At 62.5% G+C, this 20,619-nt stretch carries 17 protein-coding genes; 10 read left to right on the top strand and 7 right to left on the bottom strand.

Annotated features, from left to right (window positions below):
- Positions 1–10: 10 nt before the first annotated feature.
- Positions 11–745, bottom strand: coding sequence for a phosphoadenylyl-sulfate reductase (locus U9R80_RS18525; protein WP_028941438.1), 735 nt, complete (start codon positions 743–745; stop codon positions 11–13).
- Between the two features lie 129 nt (positions 746–874).
- Here U9R80_RS18525 and thrH point away from each other — a divergent pair, with 129 nt between their 5' ends.
- Entirely contained in the window at positions 875–1,492 is a 618-nt protein-coding gene (gene thrH, locus U9R80_RS18520; protein WP_301841825.1) for a bifunctional phosphoserine phosphatase/homoserine phosphotransferase ThrH, read from the top strand.
- Positions 1,493–1,549: 57 nt separating this feature from the next.
- Here thrH and pabB read toward each other — a convergent pair whose 3' ends face one another.
- From pabB to rloA, 4 genes are all read right to left on the bottom strand, one after another.
- Entirely contained in the window at positions 1,550–2,893 is a 1,344-nt protein-coding gene (gene pabB / locus U9R80_RS18515; RefSeq protein WP_301841826.1) for an aminodeoxychorismate synthase component I, read from the bottom strand.
- A 131-nt stretch (positions 2,894–3,024) separates the two neighbouring features.
- Complete coding sequence (locus U9R80_RS18510) at positions 3,025–4,002, bottom strand: alpha-L-glutamate ligase-like protein (protein WP_274115339.1); 978 nt, start codon at positions 4,000–4,002, stop codon at positions 3,025–3,027.
- 2 nt (positions 4,003–4,004) lie between these two features.
- Entirely contained in the window at positions 4,005–5,537 is a 1,533-nt protein-coding gene (gene rloB / locus U9R80_RS18505; protein ID WP_028941442.1) for an osmotic stress tolerance membrane protein RloB, read from the bottom strand.
- 5 nt (positions 5,538–5,542) lie between these two features.
- On the bottom strand, positions 5,543–6,079 hold the full coding sequence (rloA, locus tag U9R80_RS18500) for a retropepsin-like aspartic peptidase RloA (RefSeq protein ID WP_028941443.1): 537 nt from the start codon (positions 6,077–6,079) through the stop codon (positions 5,543–5,545).
- A 292-nt stretch (positions 6,080–6,371) separates the two neighbouring features.
- Between rloA and U9R80_RS18495 the strand changes: the two genes are divergently transcribed.
- The 6 genes from U9R80_RS18495 (at position 6,372) to prpD (ending at position 14,680) form a co-directional block, all read left to right on the top strand.
- Positions 6,372–7,082: a GntR family transcriptional regulator gene (locus U9R80_RS18495; RefSeq protein WP_301841827.1), complete on the top strand. Its 711-nt coding sequence runs from the start codon at positions 6,372–6,374 to the stop codon at positions 7,080–7,082.
- Entirely contained in the window at positions 7,079–7,969 is an 891-nt protein-coding gene (prpB, locus tag U9R80_RS18490; RefSeq protein WP_028941445.1) for a methylisocitrate lyase, read from the top strand. Before U9R80_RS18495 ends, prpB begins: the two co-directional genes overlap by 4 nt.
- Before the next feature lie 79 nt (positions 7,970–8,048).
- Positions 8,049–9,176 (top strand): bifunctional 2-methylcitrate synthase/citrate synthase, encoded by a 1,128-nt coding sequence (gene prpC / locus U9R80_RS18485; RefSeq protein ID WP_301841828.1) that lies wholly within the window; start codon positions 8,049–8,051, stop codon positions 9,174–9,176.
- Positions 9,177–9,284: 108 nt separating this feature from the next.
- Positions 9,285–11,873 carry a Fe/S-dependent 2-methylisocitrate dehydratase AcnD gene (gene acnD, locus U9R80_RS18480; protein ID WP_301841829.1) on the top strand — a complete coding sequence of 863 codons (2,589 nt, stop codon included), beginning with the start codon at positions 9,285–9,287 and terminating at the stop codon, positions 11,871–11,873.
- An 84-nt stretch (positions 11,874–11,957) separates the two neighbouring features.
- On the top strand, positions 11,958–13,148 hold the full coding sequence (prpF, locus tag U9R80_RS18475; protein ID WP_301841830.1) for a 2-methylaconitate cis-trans isomerase PrpF: 1,191 nt from the start codon (positions 11,958–11,960) through the stop codon (positions 13,146–13,148).
- Between the two features lie 47 nt (positions 13,149–13,195).
- Positions 13,196–14,680, top strand: a complete 1,485-nt coding sequence (gene prpD / locus U9R80_RS18470) for a 2-methylcitrate dehydratase (protein ID WP_301841831.1) — start codon at positions 13,196–13,198, stop codon at positions 14,678–14,680.
- Positions 14,681–14,816: 136 nt separating this feature from the next.
- Here prpD and acnB read toward each other — a convergent pair whose 3' ends face one another.
- Positions 14,817–17,417 carry a bifunctional aconitate hydratase 2/2-methylisocitrate dehydratase gene (acnB, locus tag U9R80_RS18465; RefSeq protein WP_301841870.1) on the bottom strand — a complete coding sequence of 867 codons (2,601 nt, stop codon included), beginning with the start codon at positions 17,415–17,417 and terminating at the stop codon, positions 14,817–14,819.
- Between the two features lie 406 nt (positions 17,418–17,823).
- Between acnB and U9R80_RS18460 the strand changes: the two genes are divergently transcribed.
- Entirely contained in the window at positions 17,824–18,291 is a 468-nt protein-coding gene (locus tag U9R80_RS18460; RefSeq protein WP_301841832.1) for a DUF1289 domain-containing protein, read from the top strand.
- A gap of 59 nt (positions 18,292–18,350) precedes the next feature.
- Here the strand turns inward: U9R80_RS18460 and U9R80_RS18455 are convergent, their stop codons facing one another.
- A complete protein-coding gene (locus U9R80_RS18455) occupies positions 18,351–19,214 on the bottom strand; it encodes a universal stress protein (RefSeq protein ID WP_301841833.1) in 864 nt (287 codons plus the stop codon).
- Positions 19,215–19,368: 154 nt separating this feature from the next.
- On the opposite strand from U9R80_RS18455, the gene U9R80_RS18450 reads away from it, so the two are divergent.
- Together U9R80_RS18450 and U9R80_RS18445 are read left to right on the top strand one after the other, a co-directional pair.
- Complete coding sequence (locus U9R80_RS18450) at positions 19,369–19,974, top strand: tRNA-(ms[2]io[6]A)-hydroxylase (protein ID WP_301841834.1); 606 nt, start codon at positions 19,369–19,371, stop codon at positions 19,972–19,974.
- 145 nt (positions 19,975–20,119) lie between these two features.
- Positions 20,120–20,617 (top strand): MarR family winged helix-turn-helix transcriptional regulator, encoded by a 498-nt coding sequence (locus U9R80_RS18445; protein WP_301841835.1) that lies wholly within the window; start codon positions 20,120–20,122, stop codon positions 20,615–20,617.
- Positions 20,618–20,619: the final 2 nt, after the last annotated feature.

The following is a 20,619-nucleotide window of genomic DNA, read 5'->3' as shown; positions in this document are numbered from 1 at the left end:
CGCCTGGCGATCAGCCCTTGCTGATCAGGTTGCCGGCGTGCAGACCGCATTCCTTCTGGGTCGATTCCTCCCACCACCAGCGGCCTTCGCGCTCGTGCTGGTTCGGCAGCACCGGGCGGGTGCAGGGCTCGCAGCCGATGCTGATGAAGCCGCGTTCGTGCAGGCTGTTGTACGGCAGCTCGAGCATGCGGATGTAGCCCCAGACTTCCTCGCTGCTCATCTGCGCCAGCGGGTTGAATTTGTACAGCGTGCGCTCGGGCGTGGAGAACGCGCCGTCGATTTCCAGTGCGGCTACCTGGCTGCGGGTGCCCGGGCTCTGGTCGCGACGCTGGCCGGTGGCCCAGGCGCTGACGGTGCTCAGCTTGCGTCGCAGCGGTTCGATCTTGCGAATGCCGCAGCATTCGCCGTGGCCGTCCTTGTAGAAGCTGAACAGGCCCTTTTCCTTGACGAAGGGGTCAAGCTTGCTGCGGTCGGGGGAGAGGATCTCGATCGGCAGGTTGTAGTGCTCGCGCACCTGGTCGATGAAGCGGTAGGTCTCCGGGTGCAGGCGACCGGTGTCGAGGCTGAACACCTTGACGTTCTTGTTCAGCTTCCAGGCCATGTCCACCAGCACCACGTCTTCGGCGCCGCTGAAAGAGATCCACAGGTCATCGCCAAAGTGCTCGAAGGCGAGCTTGAGGATGTCTTGTGGGGACTTGTTGGCATAGGTCGCGGCCAGGGCGGCGACGTCGAAGGGTTGGCTCATCAGGCGGCTTCCGGTCATTGAATGGCGCTTGGCGCTCGTAATGTGCCGATCTTAACAAAAATTGCCCGGGCAGACGCCTCGCATGTAGAGTGCGGCTTCCCATTTTTGGCGTTGTTCGAGGAGTGTGCTGTGGAAATTGCCTGTCTCGACCTGGAAGGCGTACTGGTCCCGGAAATCTGGATCGCCTTCGCGGAAAAAACCGGAATCGAATCGCTACGGGCCACCACCCGCGATATTCCCGACTACGACGTGCTGATGAAACAGCGCGTGCGTATTCTGGACGAGCACGGTCTGAAGTTGTCCGACATCCAGGCGGTCATCGCCACACTCAAGCCGCTCGACGGCGCCATTGAATTCGTCGACTGGCTGCGCGAACGCTTCCAGGTGGTGATCCTCTCCGACACCTTCTACGAATTCTCCCAGCCGTTGATGCGCCAGCTGGGCTTCCCGACGCTGCTGTGCCATCGCCTGATCACCGACGAAACCGATCGTGTGACCGGCTATCAACTGCGCCAGAAAGACCCCAAGCGTCAGTCGGTGCTGGCCTTCAAGAGCCTGTACTACCGGGTGATTGCCGCTGGCGACTCGTACAACGACACCACCATGCTGGGCGAGGCCGATACCGGAATCCTGTTCCATGCACCGGAGAACGTGATTCGCGAGTTCCCGCAATTCCCGGCGGTGCATGATTTCGAGGCGTTGAAGAAGGAATTCATCAAGGCTTCGAGCCGGTCGTTGAGTCTGTAATGGCTTTTTCGCGGGGCAAGCCCGCTCCTACTGGAGCGGGCTTGCCCCGCGATGCATTCAAAGGCCCTGCAGCGTCTCGAGCAACACCTTCACCTTGGTGATCGACTCGTCGTACTCGGCCTGCCAGTCCGAGTCCGCCACCACCGCGCCCCCGCCCCAGCAGCACACCTGCCCGTCCTTGACCAGCAGGCTGCGGATGGCAATCGAGCTGTCCATCTCGCCGCGTACGTCCACATACAGCAACGAGCCGCAGTACAGCGCCCGACGACTGGGTTCCAGTTCGTCGATGATCTGCATGGCGCGAATTTTCGGCGCGCCGGTGATCGAGCCGCCGGGGAAGCTGCCGGCGATCAGGTCCAGCGCATCCTTGTCGGCAGCCAGGCGGCCGGTGACGCTGCTGACCAGGTGATGGACATTGGGGTAGCTTTCCAGGCTGAACAGTTCCGGCACCTTCACCGAGCCGATCTCGCAGGTGCGGCCCAGGTCGTTGCGCAGCAAATCGACGATCATCAGGTTTTCGGCGCGGTCTTTCTTGCTTGCCAGCAATTCCACACCGTTGCCGGCGTCCTCGGCGGCATCGGCGCTACGTGGCCGGGTGCCTTTGATGGGGCGGGTTTCGACCTGGCCGGCGCTGACCTGGATAAAACGCTCCGGCGAAAAGCTCAGCAGTGCGCTGCCGTCAGCCAGCAACTGGAAGCCCGAGTAGGGCGTGGGGCAGGCCTGGCGTAGCGCCTGGTAGGCATGCCACGGATCGCCCTGGCAGGGCGCCCGGAAACGCTGGGTGAGGTTGATCTGGTAGCAGTCGCCGGCATGAATGTACTGCTGCACCCGGTCGAACGCCTTGCGATAGTCCTCGGGGCTGATATCACCGCGCATCGGCGCCTGCAGGGAAAAGTGCGCGTGCTCGTCCGTCGCCGGGTTCTCGAACAGTGCAATCAGGCGCTGGCGCTCGGCCTCGGCCAGGCTTGGGTGAAACACCAGCTGGCTCTGCTGGCGCAGGTGGTCGCTGATCAGTGCCCAGGCGTAGAGCCCCAGGTGTGCGTCTGCCAGGCCCAGGTCGTCGGCGGCAAGCGTGGGCAATTGCTCAAGCCGGCGGCCGAAGTCGTAACTGAGGTAGCCGATCAGGCCACCGGCAAACGGCAGTTCGACGTTCTGCGGCAGTTCGGCGCGGCCCAGCTGCTCAAGGCACTCGCGCAGGCGCTGCAAGTAGGCTTCACCGCTTTCACCGGCCTCAGGTGCCAGGCTTTGTACCGGCCAGGCGCTGAGCAGGTCGTAGCGGCCGCGCTCGGCGCTCGGACGGGCGCTGTCGAGCAGCACGGCGCCAGGCGCCTTGCGGATGCGTGCAAAGTAGGCCGCGGGATCGGCGAGGTAAGGCAGGGGGTGGAGCGTACAGGTCGGCATGCAAGTGAACAGCAATGAATGCGGGGAGGCGATTGTAGTCCTGTGCAGGACATGCGCCTAGCGCTGACTACGACCTTGAGTGCCTGGCCCGCGTCAGCCGCTGTGGGCTGACGCGAACCAGGTGGGTGCACTCAGGTGGACGGGACGTGACCGAACAGGGCCTGGGCGAAGCGCACACGCTCCTCGGCGGTTTCCTGCTTGCCGTCTTTGGCCAGTTGCTCCAGGTGCGCCTCGATGGCGTGGGTGCGCTTGGTCAGGCCGCAGTCGTTGGCAATCTGGATGTTCAGGCCGGGGCGGGCGTTGAGTTCGAGGATCAACGGGCCCTTGTCCTGGTCCAGCACCATGTCGACACCGATGTAGCCCAGGCCGCACAGCTCGTAGCAGCCGGCGGCAAGCTTCATGAAGCCGTCCCAGTTCGGCAGTTGCACGCCATCCACCGCGTTGGTGGTGTCCGGGTGCTTGCTGATGATGTTGTTCAGCCAGGTGCCGCGCAGGGTCAGGCCGGTGGCCAGGTCTACGCCGACGCCGATGGCGCCCTGGTGCAGGTTGGCCTTGCCGCCGGACTGGCGGGTTGGCAAACGCAGCATGGCCATGACCGGGTAACCCATCAGCACGATGATGCGGATGTCCGGCACGCCTTCGTAGCTGATGCTCTTGAAGATCTGGTCGGGGGTGACCCGGTACTCGATCAGGGCACGGTCGCGGTGACCGCCCAGGGAGTACAGGCCGGTCAGGATGCTGGAGATCTGGTGCTCGATTTCCTCGTGGCTGATGATCTTGCCCGAGACCGTACGGTAACGGTCCTCGAAGCGATCGGCCACCACCAGGATGCCGTCACCGCCGGCACCCTGGGCAGGCTTGACGACGAAGTCGTTGCGCCCGCCGATGATCTCGCCGAGTTTGTCGATCTCTTTCTCGGTGGAGATGATCCCGTACATTTCCGGCACATGGATGCCGGCCTTGATGGCGCGCTCCTTGGTGATGATCTTGTCATCGACGATCGGGTACAGGTGGCGCTTGTTGTACTTGAGGACGTAGTCCGCGTTGCGCCGGTTGATACCCATGATGCCCCGGGCCTCCAGGGCTTTCCATGTCTTCCAGAGTCCGATCATCAGGCGTCAGCCTTCACGAAAGCCTTGAAACGTACCAGCTCCGTCAAGCGGTAGCCGCGGTAGCGACCCATCGCCAGCATGAAGCCCACCAGAATCAACAGTACCGCCGGGAAGGTAAACACGAAGTACACCAGCTCCGGCACGCTCATCAGCAGGTGTGCCAGGGAGGCGGCGAACAGGGTGCCGATGGCGACTTTCATCGCATGGCCACCGCCACGTTCTTCCCAGGTGATCGACAGGCGCTCGATGGTCATGGTCAGGATCACCATCGGGAACAGGGCTACCGACAGGCCGCGCTCCAGGCCCAGCTTGTGGCTGAACAGGCTGATGGCGGCGATCAGCACCACCACGAAGGTCAGGACCACCGACAGGCGCGGAAGCATCTGCAGCTTGAGGTGTTCGAGGTAGGAGCGTAGCGACAGGCCAAGCGCGGTAATCACCGTGAACAGGATGATACCGAAGCCCAATTGGGTTTCACGGAAGGCCAGGGCGATCAGTACCGGGGTGAAGGTACCCAGGGTCTGGATGCCGATCAGGTTGCGCAGCACCAGGATCACCAGCACGCCGATCGGGATCATCACCATGATCATGAAGGTCTGCTGGGTCTGCAGGGGCAGGCCATAGAGCGAGTATTCGAGGAAGTCGGCGTCGGTGTTCTCGTCGGTCAGCTTGGCCAGGCGGATGGCGTTCATCTCGCTGTTGTTGAGGCTGAAGCTGACGTTGGCTTTCTTGCCGCCATCGACGGTGATCAGGTTGTCGTCACCGGTCCACCACAGCAGGCGGTCGGTCGGCAGGCCTTGCTCGCCGGTGTCCGGGTTGAAGTACAGCCAGTCAGTGCCGTTGAAGCTGCGCAGCCACAGCTCAGGGGTTTGCGGCTGGTCGGCGACCAGGCGGATGGTGTGGACCTTTTCAACCGGCACGTGGGCGATCGACAGCAGCAGGTCGATGACCTTGGCCTTGTTCAGCGACGAGGTGTCGCCGGCCAGCAGTAGCTTGACGTTGTCGTCGTTGAGGTTGTTGACCCGCTTGATGGTCTCGCTGACAAAGGTCTCGACGTCGGCCGAGTGCTGGCGAATCGGCGCCATCAGGGCTTCGGCGGCGATCTTCTCCGGGCCTTCGACGGCGAGGCTGTCGCGGAAGGTCGGGCCCTTGATCTTGGCTTTTTCGGTGCTGTAGCGCTTGGTCAGGACCAGGCGGTAGTACAGGGTCTGGTTGCCGCTGGCGCGACGGGCCGACCAAGTGACCTTGCGGTTGCCGTCGACGCGGTTGACGCTGACCCCGTAGTTGTTGGAGATGAAGCTCTCGTTGAGGCTGACATAGTCACGGCTCAGCGGCGGCACGAACATCTGTACCTTGACCGGGTCCTTGGGGTTGGCGACGAACTCGACCTTGGCATCGATGTTCCACAGGTCGTCGGTTTCGTCTTCGGTCACCGGGATGCCGAGGAAGAAGATCTGATAGGCCGTGACAATGATGCCCAGTAGCACCAGAACGGTGATCAGGACTTTCAGATGAAGGGTAAGAGAGCGCATCGGGATTACTCTGCGGTGTGAGCGTCAGGGGCGCAGGCAGGTTTGCCGGCCGCGTATTTAAGGCTTGGGTCGACCAGCGCATCGAAGTGCTTGAGTGCCTCCGAGCCGATCAGCAGCGGGTACTGGAACGCGCTGCGGTCGGTGAGGTTCACTTCGATGACGCGTTTGGCCGTCCCCATGCAGATGTTCATTTCAATCACTGGACGGGCGGTGTAGGCCTTGCCTTCGTCCGGGTTGTAATCGCCGGCGCGGCGCTTGATCTTGCTGACGCGGGCCAGGGGTCGTTCTATCGGATGCGCGTGGGCGGCGTCAATTGCCAGGTAGAAGCGCACCCAGGACTCGCCGTTGCGCTTGAAGCGCTTGATGTCGCGGGCGCTGAGCGAGGCAGTCTTGGCCCCGGTATCGAGCTTGGCGGCAACCTCCAGGTCGATATCGGCAAGGCGGGCGTATTCATTAAGGCCGTACACGGTCTTTTCCGCGGCCTGGCTCAGGGCAGGCAGGAAGAACAGGCTGAACAACAGTGGGAGGGGCGTAAGTCTCATAAATCCTGGCGCGGTGCTGTGCGATGTTCGGGTCAAGGCCACTGGCAGTATTGCGCAAGCTTCCTCGTTCATCTGTCAGCAACACAAATTGATGACAGGCACACTATTCATGCCTCGTGTGAGGCGCGGCATTCTATCACGCTGGTGTGCTGGCGCCAGCGGCTGCACTCAGACAACACCGGGGCTAGTGAAGTTCGTTCTTAGACGATTGTCGACAATATTCATTTTGTCTTTGACTCTTGCTATCAATTTGGCTAGTTTTGGCCTCATTGATTTATGAGGTGTCGACAATATGCTGGACACAGCCCAAGCCCCCGGCGCAGTAGCAGAGGATTCAGAAACCCTCTCTGAAAACGTCTTCCGGCGTATCCAGGCGGCCATCGTCAAGGGCGAGATCGCCCCCGGCAGCAAGATCTCCGAGCCTGAGCTGGCGCGCACCTACGGCATCAGCCGCGGGCCGCTGCGCGAGGCCATCCACCGCCTTGAGGGCCAGCGCCTGCTGGTGCGCATACCTCATGTCGGGGCGCGGGTGGTGTCGCTCAACCATGCCGAACTGATCGAGCTCTACGAAATCCGTGAGTCCCTTGAAGGCATGGCCTGCCGCCTGGCTGCCGAGCGTATGAGCGTAGCCGAGATCGACGAGCTGCGGCGGGTGCTCGATACCCACGAGCGCGACGCCACCTTCCAGGCCGGCCTTGGCTATTACCAGCAGGAAGGCGACTACGACTTTCACTACCGGATCATCCAGGGCAGCGGTAACCGCACCCTGGTGCAGATGCTCTGTGGCGAGCTGTATCAGCTGGTGCGCATGTACCGCATCCAGTTCTCCGCCACCCCCAATCGGCCACGCCAGGCGTTCGCCGAACACCACCGGATTCTCGATGCCATCGCCGACCGTGACGGTGAACTGGCCGAGCTCTTGATGCGCCGACATATCGGCGCGTCCAAACGCAACATCGAGCGTCATTACCTGGACGCTACCAGCCCACGAGGTGAGTCATGAGTCAGAAAAGCAGTCCCGGCCAGCGTTTTCGTGATGCCGTCGCCGCCGAGCACCCGTTGCAGGTGGTCGGTGCGATCAATGCCAACCACGCGCTGCTGGCCAAGCGTGCCGGTTTCAAGGCCATCTACCTGTCGGGTGGGGGTGTAGCTGCCGGTTCCCTGGGTCTGCCGGACCTGGGCATCACCGGTCTGGATGACGTGCTCACCGACGTGCGCCGCATCACCGACGTCTGCGACCTGCCGTTGCTGGTGGATGTCGACACCGGCTTTGGCTCCTCGGCCTTCAACGTGGCCCGTACCGTCAAGTCGATGATCAAGTTCGGCGCAGCGGCGATCCACATCGAAGACCAGGTGGGCGCCAAGCGCTGTGGCCACCGTCCTAATAAAGAGATCGTTTCCCAGCAGGAGATGGTCGACCGCATCAAGGCGGCGGTAGACGCCCGTACCGATGACAGCTTCGTGATCATGGCGCGTACCGATGCCCTGGCCGTCGAAGGCCTGGAAGCGGCCCTGGATCGCGCTGCTGCGTGCATCGAGGCCGGTGCCGACATGGTCTTCCCGGAAGCGATCACTGAACTTGCCATGTACAAGACTTTCGCCGACCGCGTGAAGGCGCCGATCCTGGCCAACATCACCGAATTCGGTGCCACTCCGCTGTACACCACCCAAGAGCTGGCCTCGGTCGACGTCTCCCTGGTGCTGTACCCGCTGTCGGCGTTCCGCGCCATGAACAAGGCCGCCGAGAACGTCTACACCGCGCTGCGTCGCGACGGCACGCAGAAAAACGTCATCGACACCATGCAGACTCGCATGGAGCTGTACGACGCCATCAACTACCACGCGTTCGAGCAAAGCCTCGACGCCCTGTTCGCCCAGAAGAAGGGTTGAGCAGCTCTCACTTGTAGGAGCGGGCTTGCCCCGCGATTAGCCAGATACCCAATAACAAATTTAAAAGTGGAGAAAAACAATGGCCGAAGCAAAAGTACTCAGTGGTGCCGGCCTGCGTGGTCAAGTGGCCGGGCAAACCGCACTGTCGACCGTCGGCCAGGCCGGCGCCGGTCTGACCTACCGTGGCTATGACGTTCGTGAACTGGCCGAGCATGCCGAGTTCGAGGAAGTCGCCTACCTGCTGCTCTACGGCGAACTGCCAAGCGCGGCCCAGCTGGCCGAGTACAAGGGCAAGCTCAAGACCCTGCGCGACCTGCCACAAGCGTTGAAGGAAGTGCTTGAGCGCATCCCGGTCACCGCCCACCCGATGGACGTGATGCGTACCGGTTGCTCGGTACTCGGCACCCTGGAGCCGGAGCTGAGCTTCGATCTGCAGCACGAGAAGACCGATCGCCTGCTGGCGCTGTTCCCGGCGATCATGTGCTACTGGTACCGTTTCAGCCACCACGGTGTGCGCATCAACTGCACCAGCGACGAAGACACCCTCGGCGGCCACTTCCTGCACCTGCTGCACGGCAAGAAGCCGAGCGAGCTGCACGTCAAGGTGATGAACGTTTCGCTGATCCTGTACGCAGAGCACGAGTTCAACGCCTCGACCTTTACCGCCCGCGTGTGTGCCTCGACCCTGTCGGACCTGTACTCCTGCGTCACCGCCGCCATCGGCTCGCTGCGCGGCCCGCTGCACGGCGGCGCCAACGAAGCGGCCATGGAAATGATCGAGCTGTTCAAGACCCCGCAGGACGCCATCAACGGCACCCTGGGCATGCTTGAGCGCAAAGACAAGATCATGGGCTTTGGCCATGCCATCTACAAAGAGTCCGACCCGCGTAACGAAGTGATCAAGGGCTGGTCGAAAAAGCTGGCCGACGAAGTGGGCGACACCGTGCTGTACCCGGTTTCCGAAGCCATCGACAAGACCATGTGGGAGCAGAAGAAGCTGTTCCCTAACGCCGACTTCTACCATGCCTCGGCGTACCACTTCATGGGCATCCCGACCAAGTTGTTCACGCCGATCTTCGTCTGCTCGCGCCTGACGGGCTGGGCGGCGCATGTGTTCGAGCAGCGTGCCAACAACCGCATCATCCGTCCAAGCGCCGAGTACACCGGCGTTGAGCAGCGCAAGTTCGTGCCAATCGAACAACGCTGAGCCCTTATGTAGGAGCGGGCTTGCCCCGCGATGGCGATTCACCTGACACACCGCTATCGCGGGGCAAGCCCGCTCCTACAGACCCTACCGTGATTGAGTCCCTGTGCCATGAATACTGAATTTCGCAAGAACCTGCCGGGCACTGGCCTGGATTATTTCGACGCCCGCGCGGCTGTCGATGCCATCAAGCCCGGCGCCTATGACCGTCTCCCTTATACCTCGCGCGTACTGGCTGAAAACCTGGTGCGCCGCTGCGATCCAGCCAGCCTCAACGACTCCCTGAGCCAGTTGATCGAGCGCAAACGCGACCTGGACTTCCCCTGGTTCCCGGCCCGTGTGGTTTGCCACGACATCCTCGGCCAGACCGCCCTGGTGGACCTGGCGGGCCTGCGCGACGCCATCGCCGACAAAGGCGGTGACCCGGCCCAGGTCAACCCGGTGGTGCCGGTGCAACTGATCGTCGACCACTCCCTGGCCGTGGAATGCGGTGGTTTCGACCCGCAGGCGTTCGAGAAGAACCGCGCCATTGAAGACCGTCGCAACGAAGACCGCTTCCACTTCATCAACTGGACCAAGAAGGCGTTCAAGAACGTCGACGTGATCCAGCCCGGCAACGGCATCATGCACCAGATCAACCTGGAGAAGATGTCGCCGGTGATCCACGCCGAACGTGGCGTGGCCTATCCCGATACCTGTGTCGGCACCGACAGCCACACCCCGCACGTCGATGCCCTGGGTGTGATCGCTATCGGTGTCGGCGGCCTGGAAGCCGAGAACGTCATGCTTGGCCGTGCGTCCTGGATGCGCCTGCCGGAAATCGTCGGCGTCGAGCTGTCGGGCAAGCCGCAGCCGGGCATCACCGCCACCGACGTGGTACTGGCCCTGACCGAATTCCTGCGCAAGGAAAAGGTCGTCGGTGCCTACCTTGAGTTTTACGGTGAAGGCGCCCGCGCCCTGACCCTGGGCGACCGCGCCACCATCTCCAACATGGCCCCGGAATACGGCGCCACGGCGGCGATGTTCTCCATCGACCAGCAAACCATCGACTACCTCAAGCTCACCGGCCGTGAAGACGAGCAGGTCAAGCTGGTGGAAACCTACGCCAAGGTCGCGGGCCTGTGGTCCGACAGCCTGGCCAATGCCGAGTACGAGCGTGTACTGCGCTTCGACCTGTCCAGCGTCGTGCGCAACATGGCCGGCCCGTCCAACCCGCACGCCCGCGTCGCCACCAGCGACCTGGCCAGCAAAGGCATCGCCGGTCAGTGGGAAGAAGTGCCGGGGCAGATGCCCGATGGCGCCGTGATCATCGCCGCGATCACCAGCTGCACCAACACCAGCAACCCGCGCAACGTGATCGCCGCAGGCCTGTTGGCGCGCAACGCCAACAAGCTGGGCCTGGCCCGCAAGCCATGGGTCAAGTCGTCCCTGGCGCCGGGCTCCAAAACCGTTGCCCTGTACCTGAAGGAAGCGGGCCTGGATGACGAGCTGGAGGAACTCGGTTTCGGCATCGTGGCCTTTGCCTGCACCACCTGCAACGGCATGTCCGGTGCGTTGGACCCGACCATCCAGCAGGAAATCATCGACCGCGACCTGTACGCCACCGCCGTGCTCTCGGGCAACCGCAACTTCGACGGCCGTATCCACCCGTACGCCAAGCAGGCGTTCCTGGCTTCGCCGCCGCTGGTAGTGGCCTACGCCATCGCCGGCACCATCCGCTTCGACATCGAGAAGGATGTGCTGGGCGTGGTTGATGGCAAGGAAATCCGCCTCAAGGACATCTGGCCGAGCGACGAAGAGATCGACGCAGTGGTCAAGGCGGCGGTCAAGCCGGAGCAGTTCCGTCAGGTCTACATCCCGATGTTCACCATCGAGGAAGACACCGGTCCGAAGGTCCCGCCGCTGTACGACTGGCGCGAGATGAGCACCTACATCCGCCGTCCGCCGTACTGGGAAGGCGCCCTGGCCGGTGAGCGTACGCTCAAGGGCATGCGTCCGCTGGCCGTGCTGCCGGACAACATCACCACCGACCACTTGTCGCCGTCCAACGCCATCATGCTCGACAGCGCCGCCGGCGAGTACCTGGCGAAAATGGGCCTGCCGGAGGAAGACTTCAACTCCTACGCCACCCACCGCGGCGATCACCTGACCGCCCAGCGCGCCACCTTCGCCAACCCGAAACTGTTCAACGAAATGGTGCGCGAAGACGGCAAGGTCAAACAGGGGGCGCTGGCGCGGATCGAGCCGGAAGGCAAGGTCACGCGCATGTGGGAAGCCATCGAAACCTACATGGACCGCAAGCAGCCGCTGATCATCGTTGCCGGTGCCGACTACGGCCAGGGCTCGTCCCGCGACTGGGCAGCCAAGGGCGTGCGCCTGGCGGGTGTCGAGGCCATCGTCGCCGAAGGTTTCGAGCGTATCCACCGCACCAACCTGGTGGGTATGGGCGTGTTGCCGCTGGAGTTCAAGCCGGGCGTCAACCGCAAGACCCTGGACATCGACGGTACCGAAACCTACGACGTGGTCGGTGAGCGCACACCGCGTGCGACCCTGACCCTGGTGATCACCCGTCGTAACGGCGAGCGCCTGGAAGTGCCGGTCACCTGCCGTCTGGATACCGCCGAAGAAGTGTCGATCTACGAGGCAGGCGGCGTGCTGCAGCGCTTCGCCCAGGACTTCCTCGAGTCGGCGACCGTTTAAGGGCGTTGTCGCGGGGCAAGCCCGCTCCTACCGTAGGAGCGGGCTTGCCCCGCGCCCCCCCAAAGCAAACCCAGGACCCCAAACATGGCTCACGTACCCCAAGTAAAAATCCCCGCCACCTACATCCGTGGCGGCACCAGCAAAGGCGTGTTCTTCCGCCTGCAAGACCTGCCCGAGCGTGCCCAGGTTCCGGGGGCTGCCCGTGACGCGCTGCTGTTGCGCGTGATCGGTAGCCCCGACCCTTACGGCAAGCAGATCGACGGCATGGGCGGTGCCACCTCCAGCACCAGCAAGACCGTGATCCTCTCGCGTAGCAGCAAGCCTGAGCACGACGTCGATTACCTGTTCGGCCAGGTGTCGATCGACAAGGCTTTTGTCGACTGGAGCGGCAACTGCGGCAACCTCTCGGCAGCGGTCGGCTCCTTTGCCATCAGCGCCGGCCTGGTCGACAGCAGCCGTGTGCCCCAGGACGGCATCGCCACCGTGCGTATCTGGCAGGCCAACATCGGCAAGACCATCATCGCCCACGTCCCGGTCACCCAGGGTGAAGTGCAGGAAACCGGTGATTTCGAGCTCGACGGCGTGACCTTCCCGGCGGCCGAAGTGCAGCTCGAGTTCATGGACCCGGCCGCCGACGAAGACGGCGAGGGTGGTTCGATGTTCCCCACCGGCAACCTGATCGACGACCTGGAAGTGCCCGGTGTCGGCACCCTCAAGGCGACCCTGATCAACGCCGGCATCCCGACCATCTTTATCCAGGCCGAAGCCATCGGCTACACCGGCACGGAGCTTCAGGACGCGATCAACGGCGACCCGGAGGCCCTGGCCCGTTTTGAAAGCATCCGCGCCCACGGCGCCGTGCGCATGGGCCTGATCGCTCACGTCGACGAAGCCGCCAAGCGCCAGCACACCCCCAAGGTCGCGTTCGTTGCACCGCCCGTGGCTTATCAGTCGTCCAGCGGTAAGACCGTGGCCGCAGGTGACGTTGATCTCTTGGTACGGGCGCTGTCGATGGGCAAGTTGCACCACGCCATGATGGGCACCGCCGCCGTGGCCATCGGTACCGCAGCCGCCGTGCCGGGCACCCTGGTGAACCTGGCGGCCGGTGGCGGCGAGCGCAGCGCCGTACGTTTCGGACACCCGTCGGGCACCTTGCGCGTTGGCGCCGAGGCTCGCCAGGTGAACGGTGAATGGACTGTAACCAAAGCAATCATGAGCCGCAGCGCTCGCATACTGATGGAGGGCTGGGTGCGTGTACCCGGTGATGCCTTCTAACCATTAGCGGCGCTTGGCTCCCTGTTTACCCAACAGAGAGATGTGAAATGAGTGCCAACGTTGATCTGAACAACCGCCCCGACTACGACCGGGTGCTGCAGGACATCGCTGACTATGTCCTCCATTACACCGTCGAGTCCGGGGAGGCGCTGGATACGGCGCGCAATTGCCTGATGGACACCCTGGGCTGTGGCCTGCTGGCCTTGCGCTTCCCCGAATGCACCAAGCACCTGGGGCCGCTGGTGGACGGTACGGTGGTACCCCATGGCGCACGCGTGCCGGGCACCGGCTACCGCCTGGACCCGGTCAAGGCGGCCTGGGACATTGGTTGCATCGTACGTTGGCTCGATTACAACGACACCTGGCTGGCCGCCGAGTGGGGTCATCCTTCGGACAACCTCGGCGGCATCCTGGCCGTGGCCGACCACTTTTCACAAAAACGCGTGGCGCAGGGCGAGGCGCCCTTGAGCATGCGCGTGGTGCTCGACGCCATGGTCATGGCCCACGAGATTCAGGGTGTGATCGCTCTGGAAAACGCCTTCAATCGCGTCGGCCTCGACCACGTGCTGCTGGTCAAGGTGGCGTCCACGGCGGTGTGCGCCAAGCTCATGGGGGCCAATCGCGAGCAGCTCCTGTCGGCACTCTCCCATGCATTTGTAGACGGCCAGGCCCTGCGTACCTATCGCCATGCACCCAATGCCGGCTCGCGTAAATCCTGGGCGGCGGGGGATGCCTCCAGTCGAGGCGTGCGCCTGGCCGATATCGCCTTGCGAGGCGAGATGGGTGTGCCCGGGGTGCTCACTGCGCCGCAGTGGGGCTTTTACGATGTGCTGTTCAGCCATACCAACAAGGACCTGGCGCTCAAACCCGAAGACAAGCGCGCGTTCAGTTTCTCCCAGCCGTTTGCCAGCTACGTGATGGAGAACGTGCTGTTCAAGATCAGCTTCCCCGCCGAGTTCCATGCCCAGACTGCCTGTGAAGCGGCGGTGACCTTGCATCCCCAGGTGCGTAACCGCCTGCATGAAATCGACCGCATCGTCATCACCACCCATGAGTCGGCGATCCGCATCATCTCCAAGGCCGGCAAGCTGGCCAACGCCGCTGACCGCGACCACTGCATCCAGTACATGACCGCCGTGCCGCTGATTTTTGGCAACCTGGTGGCTGAGCAGTACGAGGATGAATTCCATGCCGCCCACCCGATCATCGATCGGCTGCGCGAGAAAATGGAGATTGTCGAAGAGCCGCGGTTTACCCGCGAATACCTGGAGGCCGACAAGCGTTCGATTGCCAATGCGGTGCAGGTGTTCTTCACCGATGGGTCGAGTACCGAGCAGGTGGTGGTGGAGTATCCGCTGGGTCACCGTCGGCGTCGCGCCGAGGGGATTGCGTTGCTCGAAGAGAAGTTCAAGGCCAACCTTGCGACGCGTTTTGCCGGGCAGCGGGTGAATGAGATTTTTGCGTTGTGCAAGGATCAGGCGGCGCTTGAAGCGACGGCGGTGCACCGGTTCGTCGATCTGTTCGTGATCTGAACGTAGGAGCGGGCTTGCCCCGCGATAGCGTTCCGACAGTCACATCCCATCGCGGGGCAAGCCCGCTCCTACCGGGTCAGTTGAAGCCCAATAAAAAACCCCGCCGATTGGCGGGGTTTTTTGACGCTAAGTCAGCTTACGCTTGAACGACCGGGATGTTGGCGTTCGCAGCAGCTTCACGGAACTCGGCGATCTGGTCGAAGCTCAGGTAGCGGTAAACGTCGGCAGCCATGCTGTCGATGTTCTTCGCGTATTCCATGTACTCTTCGACGGTTGGCAGCTTGCCCAGGATCGAGGCAACGGCAGCCAGTTCGGCAGAGGCCAGGTACACGTTGGCACCATCACCCAGACGGTTCGGGAAGTTACGGGTCGAAGTCGACACAACAGTCGAGTTCGCCGCTACACGTGCCTGGTTACCCATGCACAGCGAGCAGCCCGGCATTTCCATGCGCGCGCCAGCTTTGCCGTAGATGCCGTAGTAGCCTTCTTCGGTCAGCTGGTGAGCGTCCATCTTGGTCGGCGGCGACAGCCACAGGCGAGTTGGGATCGAGCCTTTGACCTTCTCCAGCAGCTTACCGGCGGCGCGGAAGTGACCGATGTTGGTCATGCACGAACCGATGAACACTTCGTCGATCTTCTCACCCTGAACGGTGGACAGCAGACGGGCGTCGTCCGGGTCGTTCGGGGCGCAGAGCACAGGCTCGTTGATGTCGGCCAGATCGATTTCGATGATCTCGGCGTACTCGGCGTCCTTGTCGGCTGCCAGCAGAACCGGATTGGCCAGCCAGGCTTCCATCGCTTGGGCGCGACGCTCCATGGTGCGGGCATCGCCGTAGCCTTCGCTGATCATCCAGCGCAGCAGGGTGATGTTCGACTTCAGGTACTCGGCCACTGCCTTTTCTGGCAGCTTGATGGTGCAGCCGGCAGCGGAACGCTCAGCCGAGGCGTCGGACAGCTCGAACGCTTGCTCGACAGTCAGCTCGTCCAGGCCTTCGATTTCCAGGATGCGGCCGGAGAAGGCGTTGATCTTGCCCTTCTTCTCGACGGTCAGCAGGCCGTTCTTGATGCCGTAGTAAGGGATGGCGTGTACCAGGTCACGCAGGGTGATGCCTGGTTGCAGCTTGCCCTTGAAACGAACCAGTACCGACTCCGGCATGTCCAGCGGCATGACGCCGGTGGCAGCGGCGAAGGCGACCAGGCCGGAACCGGCCGGGAACGAGATACCGATCGGGAAGCGGGTGTGCGAGTCACCACCGGTACCGACGGTGTCCGGCAGCAGCATGCGGTTCAGCCAGCTGTGGATGATGCCGTCGCCTGGACGCAGGGACACGCCGCCACGGGTGCGGATGAAATCCGGCAGGGTGTGGTGGGTGTTGACGTCGATCGGCTTTGGATAGGCCGCGGTGTGGCAGAACGACTGCATGACCAGGTCAGCAGAGAAGCCCAGGCACGCCAGGTCTTTCAGTTCGTCACGGGTCATCGGGCCAGTGGTGTCCTGGGAACCGACGGTGGTCATCTTCGGCTCGCAGTAGGTGCCTGGACGAACGCCAGTCACGCCGCAGGCCTTGCCGACCATTTTCTGCGCCAGGGTGTAGCCTTTGCCGGTGTCGACAGGCTGCTCAGGTTTCTTGAACAGGTCGGAAACCGGCAGGCCCAGCTCGGTGCGGGCCTTGTCGGTCAAGCCGCGGCCAACGATCAGCGGGATACGGCCGCCAGCGCGGACTTCGTCGAGCAGCACCGGGGTCTTCAGCTCGAAGGTGGTGATGACTTCGTCGGTACCGTGCTTGCAGACTTTGCCGGCGTGCGGGTAGACGTCGATGACGTCGCCCATGTTCAGGTTCGATACGTCGAACTCGATCGGCAGGGCGCCGGCGTCTTCCATGGTGTTGTAGAAGATCGGGGCGATTTTCGAGCCGAAGCAGAAGCCACCGGCGCGCTTGTTCGGCACGTACGGGATGTCGTCGCCGAAGAACCACAGCACCGAGTTGGTGGCGGATTTACGCGAGGAACCGGTACCGACCACGTCACCGACGTAGGCAACCGGGAAACCCTTGGCCTTGACTTCTTCGATCTGCTTGAGCGGGCCGATGGCGCCTTGTTGCTCAGGCACGATGCCGTCACGGGCCATTTTCAGCATGGCCAGGGCGTGCAGCGGGATGTCTGGGCGCGACCAGGCGTCCGGGGCAGGGGACAGGTCGTCGGTGTTGGTTTCGCCAGGGACCTTGAAGACGGTCAGGCTGTATTTTTCAGCGATGGCAGGCTTGCTGGTGAACCACTCGCCGGCAGCCCAGGAGTCCAGTACGGCCTTGGCGTGGGCGTTGCCCGCCTTGGCTTTTTCGGCGACGTCGTGGAAGGCATCGAACATCAGCAGGGTGTGCTTGAGTTGTTCGGCGGCAACGGCGGCCAGCTCAGCGTCATCCAGCAGCTCGACCAGGGTGGCGATGTTGTAGCCGCCCTGCATGGTGCCCAGCAGCTCAACGGCACGTTGCTTGCTGATCAGCGGGGAAGTGGCTTCGCCCTTGGCGATAGCAGAGAGGAAACCGGCCTTGACGTAGGCGGCTTCGTCCACTCCTGGTGGAACGCGGTTGGTGATCAGGTCGACGAGGACGGCTTCTTCGCCAGCAGGGGGGTTCTTCAGCAGCTCGACCAGGCCTGCGGTTTGTTCGGCGTTAAGCGGCTGGGGCACGATACCCTGGGCGGCACGCTCTTCGATGTGTTTGCGGTAGGCTTCAAGCACAGTTATTACCCTCATCAGTGGTCCCAAATGGGTGTCCGGGACGCTCATCCAGAATGTCCAGCACCCGTGCGCAATACGGCTTCTTGGGCCGCGTAGCCAGGGTTGCAGGAAATCCTCACAGAAGCTGCTTTCAAAGTTTTACGCCTGTAGAACGGAGGCTGATGAGGGCTGGCGCGGGATATGCGACTGGCGAATATCCCGGGCCAACGCCGTTCTACCGGATGAACTGTGCTCGTGACGCTTTGAAAACAGCTTCTAACGGACATTGGCGCCTTAAAAAGGCCGGATGATTCTACGGTAAAAACTGGATAAAGGTAAGGCGCGCTGTAGGACTTTAACGAGTGACCCCCGTTAGACAAAGGGCTAACATGGCGGCCTGTTCCACCGCCAAGCTGCTGCCTTTTTCATGTCCAATCAGTCAATCAAAACGCCTTGTGTCGGCCTCTGTTCCACGGTTTACGGGGATCTGGTGTGTCGCGGCTGCAAGCGTTTTCATCATGAAGTGATCAACTGGAACGGCTACAACGACGACGAAAAGCGTGCGGTCTGGCTGCGCCTCGAGCAATTGCTGGTGCAGGTCATGGTCGCCAAACTTGAGGTCTTTGATGCCTCGCGCCTGCGCCTGCAACTGGAGCAGCGCAAGATCCGCTTCGTGCCGCACCAGTCCGAATACTGCTGGGCCTACCAGCTGATCGCCCGTGGCGCGCGGGTTATACGCGACCTTGAGGCCTACGGCATGGTGTTGTTGCCGGAGTTTCGCGACTGGGAATTGCCGCAGTTGCGCGATGCCATTGATCGGGAATTTTTCCTGCTGTCCGAGGCGCATTACCAGCGCTATATCGCGCCCGGGTTCTTGAAGGATGCATTGGGGTAGAAACATCGCGGGGCAAGCCCGCTCCTGCAGGTAGGAGCGGGCTTGCCCCGCGATTGCATTCAGCCCTGTGCCAGTTCAGTCAGGTGCACCCGCGCCTCTTCACTCTTGAGCACCAGCACATCGCTCTCGAGCGAATCGAGCACCACCTCGGCGGTGTTGCCGATGAGCGCCCCGGAAATCCCGGTCCGGGCCACGGTACCGATCACCGTCACCACGGCCTCGTATTTTTTCGCGGTGTAGGGGATCAGCACATCCGCCGGCCCTTCGGCCACATGCAGGCGATCATCCTTGATATCGAACTCGGCCTGGAAGGCACTGCATTCCTCGCGGTAGCGCTGTTCGATGGTTTCCTTGAGTTGATACACCGGGTCGGCCGCCGACAGCATCGGTGAAGGGTGGGCACTGATCACGTGCAGATTGCCCTTGGCCAGGTTGGCGATCTCATAGCCGTGGTCGATGATGTTCTTGTGCAGCAGGCGATGCGCTTCGTCGTGGTTGCCGACATCCACGGCAGCGAGAATCACGCCGCCGGTCCAGGGCCGTTCGTGCTTGACCATCAGAACCGCGCACGGGCACTGGCGCAGCAGCTTCCAGTCGGTGGGGGTGAGCAGCGCCTTTTTCAGCGGGTTGTCCGGGCGGTGCTCCTTGATCACCAGATCGCAGCCCTCGGCCTGCTGCACATCGATGATCGACTCGTGCAGGGTGTCGTGCCAGGCCTGTTCATAGGTCACGTTGTCGAAGCCATCGTCATGCAGCTGGCTGGCCAGCAGGCTGAGCAGGGCGCTGTGGTCCTGTTTTTTGTCGCACATCAGCAGATGCAGGCGTGCGCCCGTGGCACCGCCGATCAGTTTGGCCCGAGTCAGCGCGCGGCTATGGGCGTGTTCGGGGTCGAGTACCACCAGGATGCTGCGTACTTCTTGCATGAGTGAACTCCCTTCAGAAATGGCGACCAATGCCTGACTATAGTCGGCGCCAAGTGCAATGGGCGTTGATACACATCAAGTTTAGTCGCTGGTGATCGCCACCGCCGCCGGTATAATCGCCGGTCTTGCCGTTGCCCTGCCTGTTTGTGAGCCTATGCACCTTATTCCCGAAATCGAAGCCTTTCTTGGTTGCCGTACGCCTGATGCCTGGGTCCAGGCGGCCCTTGCCGACCAGGAAACCCTGCTGATCGACCACAAGAACTGCGAGTTCAAGGCCGCCAGCACCGCGCTGAGCCTGATGGCCAAGTACAACACCCACCTTGACCTGATCAACATGATGTCGCGCCTGGCCCGTGAGGAGCTGGTGCATCACGAGCAGGTACTGCGCCTGATGAAGCGTCGCAAGATCGGCCTGCGTCCCTTGTCGGCCGGGCGCTACGCGTCAGGGTTGCGCCGGGTGGTGCGGACCCATGAGCCGGTCAAGCTGGTCGACACCCTGGTAGTCGGCGCCTTCATCGAGGCGCGCAGCTGCGAGCGCTTTGCCGCGCTGGTGCCGCACCTGGATGAAGAGCTGGGCAAGTTCTACCACGGCTTGCTCAACAGTGAGGCGCGGCACTACCAGGGCTACCTGAAGCTGGCGCACCAGTACGGTGATGCGGCTGATATCGAGCGTGTGGTGGAGAAGGTCAGGGCGGTCGAAGCCGAGCTGATCAGCACGCCGGATGAAGAGTTCCGGTTTCACAGCGGTATTCCTGCCTGAATTAGCGGTTCGCGGGGCAAGCTCGTTCCTATCGGTAGGGGTGGGCTTGTTCCGCGAAAATAATGAGCTAGCTAATTAATGCCTTGACGTTAGCTGCCTGAGCAGTAACATTATGTTACTAACTGCTTAAGCAGGGATTCCTGTCATGCCGCATTACACCCCCGAGAACTTCCAGTCTTGCACCCTTGGCCTGTTGCTGGGCCGCGCCGCGTTGGTCAAGGACCGTATTCTCGACAGCCACCTGCAAGCCTTCGGCGTGACCGCCGCGCAGTTCAAGGTGCTGATCATCGTCGCCCAGTATGGTGTCGATACCCCCGCCGAGTTGTGCCGCTACCTGGCCCTGGACAGCGGTTCGATGACGCGCATGCTCGATCGCCTGGAGCAAAAAGACCTGCTCTTGCGCCGTCGCTGCCCCGACGATCGCCGCCAGGTGCGCCTGGAGTTGAGCGAGGAGGGCCAGAAACTCGCTGACCAGTTGCCGCACATCGGCGCCACCGCCATGAACGAGCTGCTGGGCGTATTGGCACCGGACGAGCTGGCAAGCCTGGAAGGCTTGCTGACCAAGGTCCTGCTGGCCGCCGGTGACACCCTGACGGCCCTGCGCACTGCCGCAGCCCGGCCTTCCCCTTCAGAAAACGCGTAAGC

The sequence above is a fragment of the Pseudomonas sp. JQ170C genome (assembly GCF_035581345.1).
Lineage (GTDB): Bacteria > Pseudomonadota > Gammaproteobacteria > Pseudomonadales > Pseudomonadaceae > Aquipseudomonas.
This window is presented reverse-complemented; position numbering and strand designations above follow the sequence as displayed.